Source organism: Marinobacter flavimaris, from assembly GCF_045057155.1.
GTDB classification, from domain to species: domain Bacteria; phylum Pseudomonadota; class Gammaproteobacteria; order Pseudomonadales; family Oleiphilaceae; genus Marinobacter; species Marinobacter manganoxydans.
The window spans coordinates 4,074,364-4,090,856 of record NZ_CP171359.1 but is presented as its reverse complement, the minus strand read 5'-3'; the positions used below and the strand labels follow the sequence as shown (position 1 = coordinate 4,090,856).

Below are 16,493 nucleotides of genomic sequence, written 5' to 3'. Positions count from 1 at the left end.
ACAGAGGCTCTTCGAAAGGAATAAGGTGCGAAGCGTCGGCTTCGCACCTTCTGGTCAGTTAAAACTTATACCGGACGCGGCCGGCAACATGCACAATGTCCTTATCACTCTGGCCGTTTTGAAGCGCGCCTTCCTCAAGTGCATCCACTGCATCTCCCGCAAGCAGATAAGCCGCTTCCGCCGCAATTTCCAGGGACGGATACGGAAGATAGCTCACCCGTCCACCGAACTCCAAGCCCAGATCTTTTGATGAACTCCCGTCAGCCAGCGTAATGGCTTCCGCCAGCCGGTTGTACACCAGCATTCCACTGAGCTTCAGGTTAGGCCGGACCTTGTGATCGAGCTGGATCTTATTCAGGAAATAGCCCTTATCCAGGATATAAGGCGTCTCGGCGAAATAATCATCGTCCGTGAAATTTTCCTGGAAAATCATGCTGTCCGTCAGATCGACGTCCGTGGAGATGAACGCATCGAAATTGGAATCCTGCTCATTGCTGTCCCCTGATGCATACACCATTGTGTAGGTGACGGTATTGGGACCGAACTGCAGGCCAAGCTCGCCACGGCCCAGAAAGGTGGACAGGTCATAGCTGGTGTTCGGATTCACAGCCCCGTTTATAGGGTTGAAGTTAACACCTTCTATCGTTCCCGTCTGGGCGATGGCGGTACCCTTGAGGAAAAGCCGGCCTGCCGACGTCTCCCTGTTGTAGTCGAAGGTCGCACCCAGGTTTGACACCGAGTATTCCGAGTTATCAGCAATCAGCTTCAGCTCGTAGTTCCTGCTATTGATTTCGCCGACCCCCTCTGCAACCTGATTGTTCATCTGATACAGATAAAAAATTCCGGCGTTCAGGTTGGGCGAAAAGTGCTTATCCAGGTTCAGCGCAAAGTTATCAGCGCCATCCCAGCCCTCGTCTTCCGGGGAGTCGTTGGCGCCCTCGTTGGTGGAGTCACCACGCCCCCACAGAAGCTGATAGTCAATACCAGACTGAAGCTTCCCGGTCAGCACCACAGCGGTTGCGGTCTCATTCCAGACATTGGCGTTGACCGAAACCGGCTGCAACCCGATTTTCAGACGCTGATCAACGGTATCGGGCAAAGCGAAGTCGACGTAAGCCCAGCGAGTCTCGACATTTACACCGTCACCGGAAAAGTCGCCACCTGAACCCTCGCCGAAGCGAATGCCGCCGATTTCGGTTGCGTACACGCCCTTGACCATTCCATCGTCAGAGGCGGCGGTGAACCAGAACCGGTATTTCATTTCACCATAAGTCTCGGTGGGATCGCTGTCTTTCAGCGTACCGCCACCCGAGTTTCCTGTTCTGAACCAATCCCTCTGATTGGTGTAGGCCTGAAACCGGTTGTTCATGTCGCCATGAAAATCAAATTCGGCCGCCATGACAGGGTTTGGAGCATACACTGCGGCTGCTCCGAGAATCGCCAGTTAAAGCGGGCTGCGCTTAAGTTTCAGTTGCTTCATTGTGATCCCTATTATTAGTCGTCTTATTAGTCGTCAGAAGAGCTCAGCAAACGGACCTGATGGTCGGTCATTCCGCCGTGTCGCATACAGCAGGGCAACCAAACTCCTGATTGCAGGCAGGCCGCAACCAATGAAACCTGAAACGAAGCTGAAAATCCAGAGGGCTTACGACTTATGTCTTAGACAGGACTGGCAACATGTCGGAGACAAAGGAGTTAAGGCGGTTTCTGGTGACCGCCTGGACGGTCACCTTTACAACAGATCGAATATCAGCGCGAAGGATAAGGGCTTGATGACCTCAATGGCCGGAATGGCCGGATTTCTCCGCCCCTTTCGATTTCATCGGCTGATCCTTCATCGACCCCTTCATTTCCTTCATCATTCCCATGCAGCCCTTCATGTCTCCATGCATCATCTGCATGTTTTCCTGCATGGCTTTCATATGGTCCTGCATCAGCTCCTGGCGCTTGGCAGGGTCCTGCTCCTGTTTGATCCGGCTCATCAGCGCCTGCATTTCTTCCATATTCTGCTGCATCGCCGCTGCTCTCTTCTGGTCCTGCTCCTGATGCTTTGCATCGCGATGCTGATCGTGATCCGCCGCCAGGGCCGGCATGGAAAGCAGACCGGCAATGACAGTAGCAACAAGTGTCAGTCGTTTCATGGTGTTCTCCGTCCGTCGAGTAATTGGGAACTGCGATTGCGTCAGCAGGTGTCCCCCGCTGACCGGGCCAGATTCTGACCGTCTGCCTATAGGATAGTACAAGCTTCGGTCAAGGTGAAGTCAGCCAATACCAGGAGGGATCGGCCGGCTCGCCGGAACACTGCCAGGGGCCAATAAGATCTGACGACATATCACATAGGCGATTTAGGCCCTTAGTGCTGGGTGCGATGGCTTTAACCGGCCAGATAATTCAATTAGCTTTGTGGAGGCTAGCAACATTCCCAGGGTTGGGAAGACTTGGCTAGGAGTCTGCGCGGCAGGAGCCACCTTCTGGCATAATACGTAAAAATTCTTCAGCACCGGAGAATCCGATGGGAACCACCTTCCGCCCCTATTCACCTGATCAGGAACTGCCTCTTCCCCCGAGCCTGAACGAGTGGCTGCCCGAAGGGCATCTGGCCTATTTCATCAGTGACGTGGTCGAGGAACTGGATCTGAGTGCCTTCTACGCCCGGTATGAAGGGAGCGGTCGGCGCAACTCGCCTTTCGATCCGCGGATGATGTTGAAGGTGTTGATCTATGCGTACGCGACCGGCGTGTTTTCATCACGAAAGATCGCCCGGAAGTTGGAAGAAGATGTCGCCCTTCGGGTCCTGGCGGCTGGCAATTTCCCCAGACACCGCACTATCTGCGATTTTCGCAAGCAACACCTGGCTGCGTTCAAGGCCGTATTTATTCAGGTGGTCCGGATCGCCCAGGAAGCGGAATTGGTTACTCTCGGTACGCTGGCGATTGATGGCACCAAGGTCCGGGCCAACGCCAGTAAGCACAAGGCCATGAGCTATGACCGCATGCGGGAGGAAGAAGCCCGTCTGTCAAAAGAGGTTGATGAGCTTTGTGGCCAGGCTCGCCGTGTGGATGAATCGGAAGACCAACAGTTTGGCCCGGATCAGCGGGGCGACGAGTTACCCGAAGAGCTTCAGCACCGTCAGGGGCGGCTGGACAAGATCCGGGCAGCGAAGGAGAAACTGGAAGCGGATCAAAAAACGCAAGATGAGGCCAAAGGCCGGCATCCAGACGATGATCGCCGCTCACCCAAGGGTGGCCGGAACTTCAAGAGAGACTATGGAGTTCCGGAGGACAAGGCTCAGAGTAACTTTACCGACCCCCAAAGCCGGATCATGAAAACGAATGATGGGTTCCAGCAATGCTATAACGGCCAACTGGCCGTGGATGGCGAGTTCCAGATCATCGTGGGCAACCGCCAGGGTAACAACCCCAGTGATAACGGCTGTCTGGTGCCGCTGCTGGGCGAGGTAAAAGAAACTCTGGGAAGTTACCCGGGCCAATGTCTGGCTGATGCGGGTTATCGCAAAGAGGAAGACTTGCAGGCATTGGAGACAAAAGGCATAGATGGCTACGTCTCGCTGCGCCGGGAAGGCAAAAAAACCGGAGATATAAACGCGAGCCGGTACCCGGCGACGGCCCGCATGGAGGAGAAGCTTACCACGGCGGAGGGGCGAGCAGTCTACGCTCAGCGCAAGCACATGGTTGAGGCGGTGAATGGCTGGATCAAGAATGTCCTGGGCTTCCGGCAGTTCGGCTTGCGGGGCCTTCAGGCGGTGCAGGGTGAATGGGATCTTGTCTGTCTGTCGCTCAATCTCAGGCGCATGAGTTCACTGATGAGGCTGGCATAAGTCGCTGAGGCAGCCTTTGGCTCACGGTAGGTACAGCTGGGGCCCTGCGATGCCCCTTTTAACCGGTTAACTGGCTGGATCGAAAGCGATGATGGAGCCGATCCGATATCGCGAACACTCCTTCCGGCCAGACAATGATCCGGTCTGGCGGAAACGAGGGCTCAAAACGTTTCTGCCGCGCAGACTCCTAGTATTCAATTGGAAATGGCGATTTCAACTTCGGCTGCCTGAAATTAATAGATTAGTTGGATAGATTATGCATTGTTCACGTCGACCATCACGTAGAGGCTGGTTCCTGTTTTTTTTAATCTGGTCTGTCAGCTTTTTGCTGCATTTTTTTTGGGAAATGATCCAGGTGCCTTTCTTTACAGGGATGATGGAGGCGTCCCATGGTGCGGTCGTCTGGCTGTGCACGCGGGCGGCAATCGGCGATGCCAATATTGCACTATTTGCCTATGGCGTCGCCGCAGCGGCAACTAAAGATGGCTTTTGGATACAGGGGCGGTGGCGCCGCCATGCTTTAGGAGCGTATTTTGCTACCGGTCTGCTTATAACCATAGTCTTTGAAGCCTGGGCCACAGGCGCAGGCCAGCGCTGGAGCTACAATGATTCTATGCCCCTGTTTCCCTTCCTTGGCACAGGTATCGCCCCTCTAGCGCAGTGGATTATCGTTCCAACAGTCTCGCTCTTTGGTTTGCGTTGGCTCTACAGAGGCTGGCTTGATCTCAGACGTCAGGGCCGCGATCACCCCCAGCAATGAATGCCGGAGCCCCGGGCATCATATAAACCGCCCTACAGACAACTGCACATCCACACCAATCACGAGTGTGGCGGTCAGCGACACTACACTATTGATGATTGCCACCATTGCCAGACGTAGACAAGTACGATCACAATAATACGATGTTCCACTGTGACTGATCGACTCATCCATCACTCAACTCCGAAGTCCTTGCGAACGGTTGGCATTACGTATGCCACTCCCGGCCATGCCGGCACCAGATACAGCCGCAGTCGACATGATTGCAGCTTATATCCCGTCGCTGGCTCCGCAAATGCAAACCCGCCAACGGCGCCAGCAGACGCCTGGCAAGTGTGGGCCGGTAGAGACGGCGCAAAAACTCGCGCGCATCCAGATGGTTTTCCTGGCGGCGCATGCACCAGTGATAACCGCGGTTACCCAGCAGCCCATAAAACGCGCGGTTCACCAACGCCGCCGCCATCGGACGCTCCAGGGATTCTCGCCAAAGCCGGTTGTAGTCGTCACCATGCAGCAGACTGCGTGCGGCCAGCACGCCGGAGGTGATGGCCGCGCGCATCCCGAAGCCCCACAGCGTATCCTGGAAACCGGCCTGCTCACCCGCTACCGGGTGCACCCCGGACAATGCGGTTACAGGGATACGGAAGTTTCCAACACCGCCGTGCGGCTGAGGATTCATCATCTCCATGCCGGCCAGCCTCTGAAACGCACTGACAGTTCGCTCCACATACTTTGCTTCATCCCTGAAACCAGTAAACATGCAACTCTTTACCGTTCCCTTGCCTCCCATTACCAAAAGGTAGGCATACCCTTTAGGGGCAAGGTTGTTATCACAAATTGCCCAGAAACCGTCCGGCATGGATGTATCGAAATGATAGCCGACCGCAATGGCATCGGCGGCCTTTGGGCCAGTCGCCAGGATGGCCGGGCCCCGGGCATGCCGCAGCCGGCTTTTGAAATGCACCTGCACGCCCAGTTCCCTGGCCTGTCTCAGCAACGCCGTGTCCAATGTGTCTGGCCCGGAGCCACGCTCCACCAGGTAGAACAGCGGCTCAATGCTCTCAATGGCGTACGGGGAATCCCAGGCATCAAAGGCGGTACCCCGGCGGCATGGAACTCGCTTGAAGTCGGTGGTGATTCCGAGTTCCTGCAACACCGCCAGGGCATCCTGCTGCGTGCTCCAGTTCTCCAACCCCTGAAGGTCCCGTTTGAAGCGGTGCCCCACCTCGGCCCGGGCCTCATGCACGATGACTGACCGCCCCGCGCGCGCCAGTGTGATGGCGGCTGCCAGCCCGGCCGGCCCGGCGCCGGCAATCTCGACCGCGCCATTTCTGTTGTCTGACATCATGGCTCCGATACCAGTCCCAGCCTCGTTGACGCCTATCATGTCCGCACCCGCCTTCCCCTCACCTTGTCACAAAGACATAAAACACAGCGATACCCGATCACTGGGCCTCCTTGAAGTCACGGATGTGCAGCAGGTCTTCCACCGGCAGCACGGCTATGATTCCGTCGCTGGCAAGCCCCTTGTGCACCGTCCGGGCAATGAGGTCAACGATCTCGTCTGCCTGCTCGGCTTCCGTGAATATCTCCACGCGAACGGAATCGGCCATGGTGTCCTTGGCTTAGTAGTTTTTATATCGACCACGGCCATGGGTTTTAGACACCGTCATACCGGAAAAACCAGCCGCGATCAGCGCATCCTCTACTTTCTTCAAGTCCAGACTGGAGAAGATCGCAGTCACTTTGCAAAACTTCGTATTCATTTCGCCTCCTCGTCAGTGAGCTGAAGAAGGATCGCTCCGGTTCTTCGGCTTGAAAATGACAGTTAATCACCCACAACTGAACTGACACTGAAAATAGGGAACAATCTGAAACCAGCCGGGGCTATACTGATTTAAGTCAAAGAAGCCTGGCCGCCCAGGCGAGACCCGCCACCCAGTCAATAAACGGCACCGGGTAAATACCCAGCAGCAGTATTGAGACGGCAACAATCAGAAGGGCGAGTTTCTCTACCCGACCCCGGCCGGCATCCGCCACCGCCTGCTGCATACCCGGTTCGCGCAGATACAGGGTGACGATCACCCTCAGGTAGTAGAACAGCCCGATAACGCTGCCGATAACGATCCCTCCAACAAGCCACCACCGGCTGCCTTCCACACCCAGGGCGATGATATAGAATTTACCGAAGAATCCGGCGGTCAGCGGAATGCCGGCCAGGGACAACATGCTCAGAGTCAATAATGCTGCCAGCCAGGGGCTGTGCCAGAACAGTCCCCTGTAATGGTGCAACCCGGAGGCATCCTCGCCACTGCCGGTGCCGGAGACATGCATAATCACGCCAAACGCCCCCATGGTGGCCACAATATAGGTGAACAGGTAAACCCCGGTGGTTTCCAACGCCAGGGGGCCACCTACTATAACGACCACCAGCAGGTAGCCCATATGGGCGATGGAAGAGTAGCCCAGCAGGCGCTTCAGGTCAGGCTGGAACAGGGCCAGCAGGTTGCCACCGAACATGCTGAGAAGAGCCAGCAGGCTGATCAGGCCAAGGAGCCATCCACTGCCGAAGACCGGGGCCACCAGTACCAGCCGCAGCAATACCAGAAACACCGCCAGTTTGCTCACCGTGGCCAGCACAGTGGTCGCCGGCGCCAGACCTCCCTGGTATACGTCCGGTGTCCACTGGTGAAACGGTATGATGGACAACTTGAACCCCAGCCCCACCAGTAACAGTGCGGCGCCGCCCAGAATCCAGGGGTCCGGACTGCCAGCAACCCCCGCGGCGAGTGCCGTCAGCTCAAGGTGGCCGGTGCGGGCATAGATCAACGCCATGCCAAACAGCAGAAAGGCGGTGGCGGCGGCGGACAATATGAGGTATTTGATCCCCGCCTCCAGGGACCGTTCTGTCCGGAAACTGTACGCCACCATGCCGTACAAAGGCATCGACAGCAATTCAAGGCTGATGAACAGGGTGGCCAGGTGGTTGCTGGCCACAAGGCCCAGGGCACCCGTTACCGCGCAAAGCAACAGCAGGTAAAACTCTTCCCGCGGCCCCCTGTAGCCGGCCAGGTAATCATGGCTCATGGCGGCGATAAACAGGCCGCTCACCAACACCAGCGCGCTGCCCATGAGGGCAAGGCCGTCAAAGATCATCAGCGGCGGCGAAGAGGGCGCGGCCGAGGCCAGCGGCAGGCTCGCCAGGGCCAGGGCCAGACCGCTGACAGTGACCGCCGCGGTACCACCGTGGTGGCGTCGCCAGGCGACGCCCAGCATTACCAGTACGGCTGTCGAGGCGACAATAAGCAGGGGCAGCAGCCCCACAAGATCGATCAGGGTCAGCATCAGTTCATCCCTCCTGCCCGGACCGGGCCCGCCATGAACAGGTCCGCCACCGGCCGGACCATTGACGCCGTGGTATCAAGCAGGGGTTGCGGATTCAGGCCCACTGCCAGGGTGAGTCCGATCAAGGCCAACATCATGCCGTACTCCCGCACATCCGGACCCGCGAGCAGGCCCGGTTGTTGTTCGCGACCGAAATGCACCCGCTGCATCATCAGCAGTGAATAGATCGCGCCAAGCACCAGCCCGGCGCTGGCGATGACCACCACCACCGGAGCGCTGCGGAAGGTACCGAACAGTACCATGAACTCGCCAAGGAAATTGGCCGTGGCGGGCATCCCCAGAGAGGCCGCCAGGAAAAACAAGGTCACGCCGGGCAACACCGGTATTCGGCCCCAGAGCCCGCCCATGCGACGCATATCCCGGGTATGAATGCGTTCAAAGAGCTGGCCACTGAGAATGAACAGAGCGGCACTGGAGAACGCATGGGCCACCATGAGTACGATTGCGCCCTGGATCGCCAGTTCGGATCCGGAATAAACGGCAATCAGCACGAACCCCATATGGGATATGCTGGCATAGGCAATCAGCCGCTTGATATCCTGCTGGCCGCAGGCCAGGACCGCGCCGTAAATAATACCCACGACCCCCAGCGCCATGGCCACCGGCGCAAAGGCCTGGGACTGTTCCGGAAACAACGGAATCGCAAAGCGCAGCATGCCGTAGGCGGCGGTTTTCAGCAGAATGCCCGCAAGGTCCACGCTGCCGGCAGTGGGCGCCTGGGCGTGCGCATCCGGCAGCCAGCCATGAAAAGGCACGACAGGCAGCTTCACCGCAAAGGCAATAAAAAACCCGAGCATAATCCAGAAGGACAGATTGTCGGGCACGTCGGCGTTCAACAGTGCGTCATAGCTGAAGGTTATCTCGCCGGAGCTGGTGTAATGCACGAACACCAGCGCAAGGATCGCCACCAGCATCAGCAGGCCGCTGGCCTGGGTGTAGATGAAGAAGCGGGTGGCGGCACGAATCCGGGTTTGCCCCGGGGAGCCGCTGTGCCCCCAGAGGGCAATCAGAAAATACATGGGTACCAGCATCACTTCCCAGAACAGGAAGAACAGGAGCAGGTCCAGCGCCAGAAACACACCCACCACGCCGCCCAGAACAAACAGCAGATTCAGATGAAAAAAGCCCACCCGCTCGACAATCTCTTTCCATGAGCAAAGTACCGCCAAGGCACCCAGAAAGCCGGTCAGCGCAATCAGGATCAGCGACAAGCCGTCCAGAGCCAGATGAATCTCGATGCCAAAACGAGGAATCCAGGGGACTCGCCACTCCAGCAGCCACGGTCTCTCGCCGGCGCCATAGGCGCTGAAATCACCGCCTGCCCAAAGCACGACGCTGACCGCCAGCACGAACAGCATGGTGGCCAGGGCAATCCAGCGCGGCGCCTGTTCGCCCCAACGCTCCGAGTGCCAGCACAGCATGCCACCGAGGAAGGGAATCAGAATCAGCCAGAACAGAATCATGCGCCACCTCCCTGAGTCATTACCAGGCCAACCAGTATCACCGTGGCACCGAATACCATCACTTTGGCGTAAGTCCGCAGCTGGCCGTCCTGGGACCGCACCAGGCCCGCATTGCACAGGCGGGCAATCACGGCCGGCAGGTTCATCCCCAGGTTAATAAAGTCGAAACGCAGCACGCGTACCAGGGCCTGCCAGGGCCGGACCAGTGTCCGGTCGAACAGGGCATCGAAGCCCCAGGCCCGGTTGAACAGGATCCAGAGCCGCGCCCCCAGACCCCGACCGACCTTTGCGTCAAGCCACCGGCGCCGCGCCAGGAACAGCCAGCCAGCCAGAGCCAGGCCAGCAAGCACCGCTCCGGTCGCCAGGAACTGAAACAGGGTGTGGCCGGCGTTCGTGGCATCATCGGGGGGCGGCGGGAACACCACCTCAAGCCCCGGGTACAGCCAGGCACCAACGAAGGTGGAAAGCACGGCCAGGATTGCCAAAGGCAGGTGATGCCTGAGGGGACTGGTGCCCGGCCGGGGATGGCGTGCATGATCACTGCGGGGCTGGCCATGAAAAATGCCCAGGATCAGCCGCACCGTGTACAGGCCGGTTAGCACGGCTCCGGTCAGACCCGCCGCGAACAGTCCGTAGTGGCCCGAGGCCATGGCCTGCCAGAGAATCTCGTCCTTGCTGAAGAAGCCCGCGGTTACCAGCGGCAATGCCACCAGCGACGCGCCCCCCGCCAGGAAACCGGCATAGGCGACCGGCAGTTTGCGCCAGAGCCCACCCAGCCGGCTCAGATCCTGTTCATGGTGGCAACTGATGATAACGGCCCCGGCTGAAAGGAACAGCAATGCCTTGAAGAAGGCGTGGGTCATCAGGTGAAAAATGGCCGCGTCAAACGCCCCGACCCCCAGCGCCAGGAACATGTAGCCGATCTGGCTCATGGTGGAATAGGCCAGCACCCGCTTGATGTCGGTCTGGGCCAGGGCCGCGAAGGCCGCCAGCAACAGCGACAGGGCTCCGATGATGCCCACCAGCCACATCACATCCGGTGCCAGCAGGAACAGCCCGTTCAGGCGTGCAATCAGATAAACGCCGGCGGTCACCATGGTGGCCGCGTGGATCAGGGCCGACACCGGAGTGGGGCCTGCCATGGCATCCGGCAGCCAGGTGTGCAGCGGCACCTGTGCAGACTTGCCCAGGGCACCGCCAAGGACCAGCAATGCCGCAAGATTGGCAGTGACACTCCCCTCGGCCCAGACCCGTGGTGCCTGCTCCAGCACCAATCCGATATCGAGGGTGCCGAGTTCCACGAAGATCAGGAACAGCCCCAGGGCAAGGAATACGTCACCTGTGCGGGTCACGATAAACGCCTTGAACGCCGCCCGCCCATTAGCTTCGTTCTGATAGTAGTAGCCGATAAGGCCGTAGCTGCAAAGGCCAACGCCTTCCCAACCGAGAAACAGCAACAGCAGGTTATCGGCCAGCACCAGCACCAGCATGCTGAACACAAACAGGTTCATCCAGGCATAGAAGCGGGTTATACCGGCCTCGCCCACCATGTACCAGACAGCGAACAGGTGAATCAGGAAACCCACGCCGGTGATGATCGACATCATGACCAGCGAGAGACGATCAACCACCACGCCCATGGTCGGCTGGAACTCGCCCACGGAAACCCAGGTCCAGAGCGTGAAGCCCTGGCTGTCGCCGGAGAAGGTCAGCAGGGCCCAGGCGGTGGCCAGCGCGGCCAGCCCCACGCTGCCCACGCCAATGGCCGCGCTGGCCCGCGGTCCCAGCCGCCCGCCGGAAAAGCCGAGAACAATGGCACCGGCCAGAGGTAACAGAAATGACAGTAAAGTCGCAGCCATCATCATCCACGCATCCTGCTGACTTCGTGCAGCTCAAGTGAACGGAAACGCTGGTAAAGCTGTATCATCAGCGCCAGGCCGACGCTGGCCTCGGCTGCCGCCAGGGTGATGACCAGCAGGAACATGGCCTGCCCGTCCGGCTGGTTCCAGGCGGTGCTGCCCACCACAAAGGCCAGCGCGGCGGCATTGAGCATGACTTCCAGGCTCATGAGAACGAACAGCATACTGCGCCTCAGCATCAACCCGGCCAACCCCAGGCTGAACAGAATAACGGCCAGGATCAGGCCATGCTCCATCGGGATACCAGTCATCGGGTGCCTCCACGGTTGCGATTGCCCCGGGGTTTGTTGCGCCGGCCCACGTGGGACGCCGTCACCAGCGCCGCCAGCAGCAGAATGGCGGCCAGCTCCACCACTATCAGCCATGGGCCGAACAGGGTGAGGCCGATGTCCCGGGCGGTTATCAGCTCACCGTCAATGGTCATGCCTGCCTGCCCGTCGCTGATCAGCGCCACCAGCGCCACCAGCAACACCAGAGCCAGCAGCGACGGCCCGAGCCAGTAGCCCGGACGTAGCCACAGGGGATCCCGCTTGGCCTCCGGACGCAGGTTGAGCATCATCACCACGAACACGAACAGCACCATTATGGCGCCGGCATAGACGATAATCTCGAGAGCACCGGCAAAGGGCGCACCCAGGGCGAAGAACACCAGGGCGACGGCAATCAGCGAAACAATCAGGTACACCACCGCATGCACCGGACTGGAGCCGCTGATAAGACCGACCGTGGCCAGCACCGCCACCAGGCCGCTAAGGTAGAATCCCAGTTCCATCAGTAGTTCCTTTTTTGGTCAGGGTAAAAGCGTACGGACATCCTCCGGGACCTCCTCGTTCTGTGCCTCACCTTTATCCTTGCCGGCGATAGCCATGCCGGCAACCTTGTAAAAGTGGTAGTCGTGGTCCTTGCCGGGGCCGTTGATCAGCAGATCTTCCTTCTCGTACACCAACTGCTGACGCTGGTACTCGCCCATCTCGAAATCCGGTGTCAACTGGATGGCGGAGGTGGGGCAGGCCTCTTCACACATGCCGCAGAAAATGCAACGGGAAAAGTTGATGCGGAAGAACTCCGGATACCAGCGGCCGTCGTCTTTTTCACCTTTCTGCAGGGAAATACAATCCACCGGGCAGGCCACCGCGCAAAGGTTGCACGCCACGCATCGTTCTTCGCCGTCCGGATCCCGGGTGAGTATGATGCGGCCCCGGTACCGGGGAGGCAGATAAACCTCCTCTTCCGGATAGTTCACGGTTTCCCGCTTGCGGAAGCCGTGCATGAATACCATCCACATGGTACGCAACAGCGACCAACTGGCCGGTATCAGCCATAACACCGACAACACCTTGTTTTTTCGCATCTTTCCTCCCTATGAACCGGTCAGTAGCAGCACCGCCCCGGTAGCCAGCAGATTGACCAGGGTCAGCGGCAGACACACCCGCCAGCCAAAGCTCATCACCCGGTCATACCTGGGCCGTGGCAGCGATGCCCGGAGCAGGATAAACAGCATCAGGAAGAAGCTGGTCTTGAGGGCAAACCACACAATGGGTGGCAGCCAGGGGCCCTGCCAGCCGCCGAAAAACAATGTCACGATCAGCGCGGAAACCAGCACCATGCCCACGTATTCGCCAATGAAAAACATGCCGAACTTCATACCGGAGTACTCGACATGGTAACCATCCGCCAGTTCCTGTTCCGCCTCCGGCTGGTCGAAAGGGTGGCGGTGTGTCACCGCGATGCCGGCGATCAGAAATGTGACGAAACCCAGGAACTGGGGAATCACGAACCACAGGCCTTCCTGGGCCGCGACGATGTCGCGCAGGTTGAAGGAGCCGGCCATGGCCACCACACCCATGAGCGACAGCCCCATGAACACTTCGTAGGACAGGGTCTGGGCCGAGGCTCGCAACGCGCCGAGCAAGGCATACTTGTTGCCACTGGCCCAGCCACCGATTAACACCGCGTAGACGTTGATGCCGGCCAGCGCGAGGAAGAACAGCAGCCCGATGTGCATGTCCGCCACCCCCCACCCCGGTGTTATGGGGATAATAACGAAAGACAGCAGCAGGGAAGCGAAGGCAAGGTTGGGTGCCAGCATAAACAGGGCGCGGCTGGCAAAGGGCGGAGTCCAGTCTTCCTTGAAAAAGATCTTCAGCATATCGGCAATCAGTTGAAGAGTGCCGAATGGCCCTACCCGGTTGGGACCATAACGATCCTGCCAGAGGCCCAGCAGCCGACGTTCGACCACGGTCAGTGCCGCTCCCACCACGACCACGGCAAGCAGGATCACCAGCGCCTGGAACATGGCCCAGAGAGTGGCTGCCAGTTGTGGAGTCCACCAGCTCATGACTCACCTCCCGTGGGTTTTCCTAAAGTGAGTGTCGCGCCCTGCCCCAGGCCGGGCAACAATCCCGCGGGCAGGCCAGCCCAGCCGGGGGGCCAGTCTTCCTGCTCCGATACCGTAATGTCCGGACCGCCAAACAGCATCAGGCTGTCACCCTCACGCACACCAAGCAGCGTCAGGCTGTCGCCGTCGCGCACGCCCAGCGCCTCGGCATCCGGGCGGGCCAGGATGACCACCGGCGCGGTCATCCGCTGCCGGACAGGTTCAGCCCGGGCAGACGTTTCCTCGCCCCCGAACACCCGTGGCAACACCAGCGCCCGCAGCCCGCTGCTGTCAGTGGCGCCGTCATCAAAGACCGGGTCGGGGTATTCGCGATGGCCGGGCTGAGGCCGAATCAATCTTATGCCCGGGTCCCCTCCGCGCAGGTGACCGCCCACTTCATCGGTGAACTTGTTCCACGCCTGCGGGGAATTCCAGCCCGGCGCCCAGGCGAAAGGTATCTGCTGCCGGGGCCGGTCAAATCCGCTGTAGCCTTCCATGGAGTAAGCGAAGGGTGTATCGGTATCCTGTGGCGGGCGGGGTTCATTTACATCGAGGTTGGCGCGCATGGCGGCGCGGCCGCTGTAACGCTGGGGCTCACGGGCCAGCCGCAGGCCCTCTATGCGATAATCGGGCCCGGGCGCGGCATCCACAATCCCGGCCAGGCCTGGATGGGCCCCGGCGCAGGCCCGGGTGGCCAGATCCAGGCTGATATCCCCGGGGGCTTCGCCCCGCAGCCCGGCGGCCAGGGTGTGTAACCAGCGCCAGCTCTCGTGAATTCGGGTCTCGGGGCGCAGGTAGGCCGGTTCGAACACCCGGAAGAAGCGCTGGGCCCGCCCTTCCAGATTTACCAGGGTTCCGCTCCCTTCCGCGAAACTGGCAGCAGGCAGGATGAAGTCCGCCCCCTCGGCGGTTCTCGTCCGCTGGTGGTCCAGCACCACGCGGGTGTTGGCACGGGCCAGGGCCTGCTCCACCCGGTCGGCGGGCAGGCGTTGATACAGGTCGTTCTCCAGCACCACCACCGCATCGGCCCGGCCCTCACTCAACTCATCCAGCGCCCAGTCCAGTGTCTGCCCCCCCATGAGCGACAACCCGGTGCTGTTGGCCTCCCGCCGGATCAACACCAGCCCACCCTGCGCTGCCCGCCTGGACAGGGCCCGGGCAACCGCACCGGCGGCTTCCAGGATGGCCTCGCTGGCGAGGGAGCCGCCGCTGACAACCAGCGGCCGCGCCGCTTTTAACAGGCTGACGGCGATTTCTCCGGCCCGCTCCTGGCTGGCCGGGTCGAGGCCGTCCACCGGGGGCGCCGCCGGGTCGATGGCATGAGCCACCGCGAAACCGAGCCGGGCGATATCATCCGGCGCCAGGGCATGGCGGGCGACAGCGACACTGTCCAGCTCGGTGGGCGCTGGCCAGACAATGTGCAGCGGGTGGTACCGGTCCTGCCCCAGGGTCTTGACGGCCTCGGCATTCCAGGCCGGCACGCCGATCTGTTCAGCCAGTTCTTCCCGCCGTGACAGCACAGCCTGACGCAGATTCAGCCCCAGGCGCGCGGCGCTCTGGACCGGGTCCTCGCCCAGCACCAGAATGGCATCGTGGCGTTCTATTTCCCGGGGTGTCGGGGTGGGCAGTCCCGACGTTTCCTGCAGCCGGTTCATTATGGCCAGGCACGCCTGCTCCCGGGACTCTATCCCGGTGGAAAAGTTTTCCGGCCCCACCATGGCCAATAGCTGGTGATTGCTTTCCAGACTGGCCCGGGGCGATCCGATGCCGATGATGCGCCGGGCCTGACGCAGGGCGCCGGTGATACGCTCCAGGGCCGGATCTACCCCCAGCGTCACGGCCTCCTGCCCCGGCCGTTCGGTCCATTCCGGAACCCGTGGCCGGTCGGCGCGGTTGACGTATCCGTAACCAAACCGGCCGCGGTCACAGAGGAAGTGGCTGTTAACCTCACCGTGGTAGCGGTTTTCGATGCGGCGAATCTCGCCGTAGCGTTCCCCGGGGCTGATGTTGCAACCGACCGCGCACTGGTGGCAGATGCCGGGGGCATACTGCAGGTCCCACTTTCGGGTGTAGTGATCGGAATGACTCTGGTCGGTGAACACCCCAGTGGGGCAGACTTCGGTGAGGTTGCCGGAGAACGGGCTTTCCAGTGTGCCTTCGGCGTATCGTCCGAAGTAGATGTTGTCCCGGGCACCAAAGGCGCCCAGATCGGTGCCACCGGCGTAGTCATTGTAAAAGCGCACGCACCGGTAGCAGGTAATGCAGCGGTTCATTTCGTGGGCGATGAACGGCCCCAGGTACTGGTTGCGGCGAGTGCGCTTGTTGAACCGGTAGCGGCGGCGGTCATGGCCGGTCATTACCGTCATGTCCTGCAGGTGGCAATGGCCGCCCTCCTCGCACACCGGGCAGTCGTGGGGGTGATTGATCATCAGCCACTCCACCACACTGGCCCGGAAAGCCCGGGCTTCCTCGTCATCGATATCGATTCGGGTCTGGTCCGCCGCCGGGGTCATACAGGACATGACCAGAACGCCCTTGTTGTCGTCCTTGTCCTTGTACTGGCGCACCGCGCACTGGCGACAGGCGCCGACACTTCCCATGGCCGGATGCCAGCAGAAATAGGGAATATCCAGGCCCAGTGACAGACAGGCCTGGAGCAGGTTGTGCGCCCCGTTGACCTCGTAGGTTTTTCCGTCCACGTGAATCGTCGCCATGCTTGTTTCTGCCTTCA

General features: G+C 60.1%; 13 protein-coding genes and 1 pseudogene. 2 read left to right on the top strand and 12 right to left on the bottom strand.

The features are described from left to right. Positions 1 to 58: 58 nt before the first annotated feature. Both ACGK9W_RS19100 and ACGK9W_RS19095 read right to left on the bottom strand, forming a co-directional pair. Positions 59 to 1,420 (bottom strand): hypothetical protein, encoded by a 1,362-nt coding sequence (locus ACGK9W_RS19100; RefSeq protein WP_303291894.1) that lies wholly within the window; start codon positions 1,418 to 1,420, stop codon positions 59 to 61. Between the two features lie 358 nt (positions 1,421 to 1,778). Further along, positions 1,779 to 2,141 carry a hypothetical protein gene (locus ACGK9W_RS19095; protein WP_008174513.1) on the bottom strand — a complete coding sequence of 121 codons (363 nt, stop codon included), beginning with the start codon at positions 2,139 to 2,141 and terminating at the stop codon, positions 1,779 to 1,781. Positions 2,142 to 2,512: 371 nt separating this feature from the next. Between ACGK9W_RS19095 and ACGK9W_RS19090 the strand changes: the two genes are divergently transcribed. Then, positions 2,513 to 3,838: an IS1182 family transposase gene (locus ACGK9W_RS19090; RefSeq protein WP_405418166.1), complete on the top strand. Its 1,326-nt coding sequence runs from the start codon at positions 2,513 to 2,515 to the stop codon at positions 3,836 to 3,838. A 256-nt stretch (positions 3,839 to 4,094) separates the two neighbouring features. Further along, positions 4,095 to 4,598 (top strand): hypothetical protein, encoded by a 504-nt coding sequence (locus ACGK9W_RS19085; protein ID WP_104270567.1) that lies wholly within the window; start codon positions 4,095 to 4,097, stop codon positions 4,596 to 4,598. A gap of 208 nt (positions 4,599 to 4,806) precedes the next feature. Here ACGK9W_RS19085 and ACGK9W_RS19080 read toward each other — a convergent pair whose 3' ends face one another. From ACGK9W_RS19080 to nuoG, 10 genes and pseudogenes are all read right to left on the bottom strand, one after another. After that, positions 4,807 to 5,943, bottom strand: coding sequence for an NAD(P)/FAD-dependent oxidoreductase (locus ACGK9W_RS19080; protein WP_405418162.1), 1,137 nt, complete (start codon positions 5,941 to 5,943; stop codon positions 4,807 to 4,809). Positions 5,944 to 6,043: 100 nt separating this feature from the next. Next, positions 6,044 to 6,364 (bottom strand): annotated as a pseudogene (locus ACGK9W_RS19075) (P-II family nitrogen regulator). A 136-nt stretch (positions 6,365 to 6,500) separates the two neighbouring features. Then, complete coding sequence (gene nuoN, locus ACGK9W_RS19070; protein ID WP_405421108.1) at positions 6,501 to 7,946, bottom strand: NADH-quinone oxidoreductase subunit NuoN; 1,446 nt, start codon at positions 7,944 to 7,946, stop codon at positions 6,501 to 6,503. Next, positions 7,943 to 9,466: an NADH-quinone oxidoreductase subunit M gene (nuoM, locus tag ACGK9W_RS19065; RefSeq protein WP_008169470.1), complete on the bottom strand. Its 1,524-nt coding sequence runs from the start codon at positions 9,464 to 9,466 to the stop codon at positions 7,943 to 7,945. Before nuoM ends, nuoN begins: the two co-directional genes overlap by 4 nt. Further along, on the bottom strand, positions 9,463 to 11,331 hold the full coding sequence (gene nuoL, locus ACGK9W_RS19060) for an NADH-quinone oxidoreductase subunit L (protein WP_008169468.1): 1,869 nt from the start codon (positions 11,329 to 11,331) through the stop codon (positions 9,463 to 9,465). The genes nuoM and nuoL overlap by 4 nt, the downstream gene beginning before the upstream one ends. Then, complete coding sequence (gene nuoK / locus ACGK9W_RS19055; RefSeq protein ID WP_008169467.1) at positions 11,328 to 11,636, bottom strand: NADH-quinone oxidoreductase subunit NuoK; 309 nt, start codon at positions 11,634 to 11,636, stop codon at positions 11,328 to 11,330. The genes nuoL and nuoK overlap by 4 nt, the downstream gene beginning before the upstream one ends. Next, positions 11,633 to 12,157 (bottom strand): NADH-quinone oxidoreductase subunit J, encoded by a 525-nt coding sequence (gene nuoJ, locus ACGK9W_RS19050; protein ID WP_008169466.1) that lies wholly within the window; start codon positions 12,155 to 12,157, stop codon positions 11,633 to 11,635. Before nuoJ ends, nuoK begins: the two co-directional genes overlap by 4 nt. Positions 12,158 to 12,175: 18 nt before the next feature. Beyond that, positions 12,176 to 12,736, bottom strand: coding sequence for an NADH-quinone oxidoreductase subunit NuoI (gene nuoI / locus ACGK9W_RS19045; RefSeq protein ID WP_039881756.1), 561 nt, complete (start codon positions 12,734 to 12,736; stop codon positions 12,176 to 12,178). Positions 12,737 to 12,745: 9 nt separating this feature from the next. After that, positions 12,746 to 13,723, bottom strand: a complete 978-nt coding sequence (gene nuoH / locus ACGK9W_RS19040; protein ID WP_008169464.1) for an NADH-quinone oxidoreductase subunit NuoH — start codon at positions 13,721 to 13,723, stop codon at positions 12,746 to 12,748. Beyond that, a complete protein-coding gene (gene nuoG / locus ACGK9W_RS19035; protein ID WP_405418156.1) occupies positions 13,720 to 16,476 on the bottom strand; it encodes an NADH-quinone oxidoreductase subunit NuoG in 2,757 nt (918 codons plus the stop codon). Before nuoG ends, nuoH begins: the two co-directional genes overlap by 4 nt. Positions 16,477 to 16,493 lie beyond the last annotated feature (17 nt).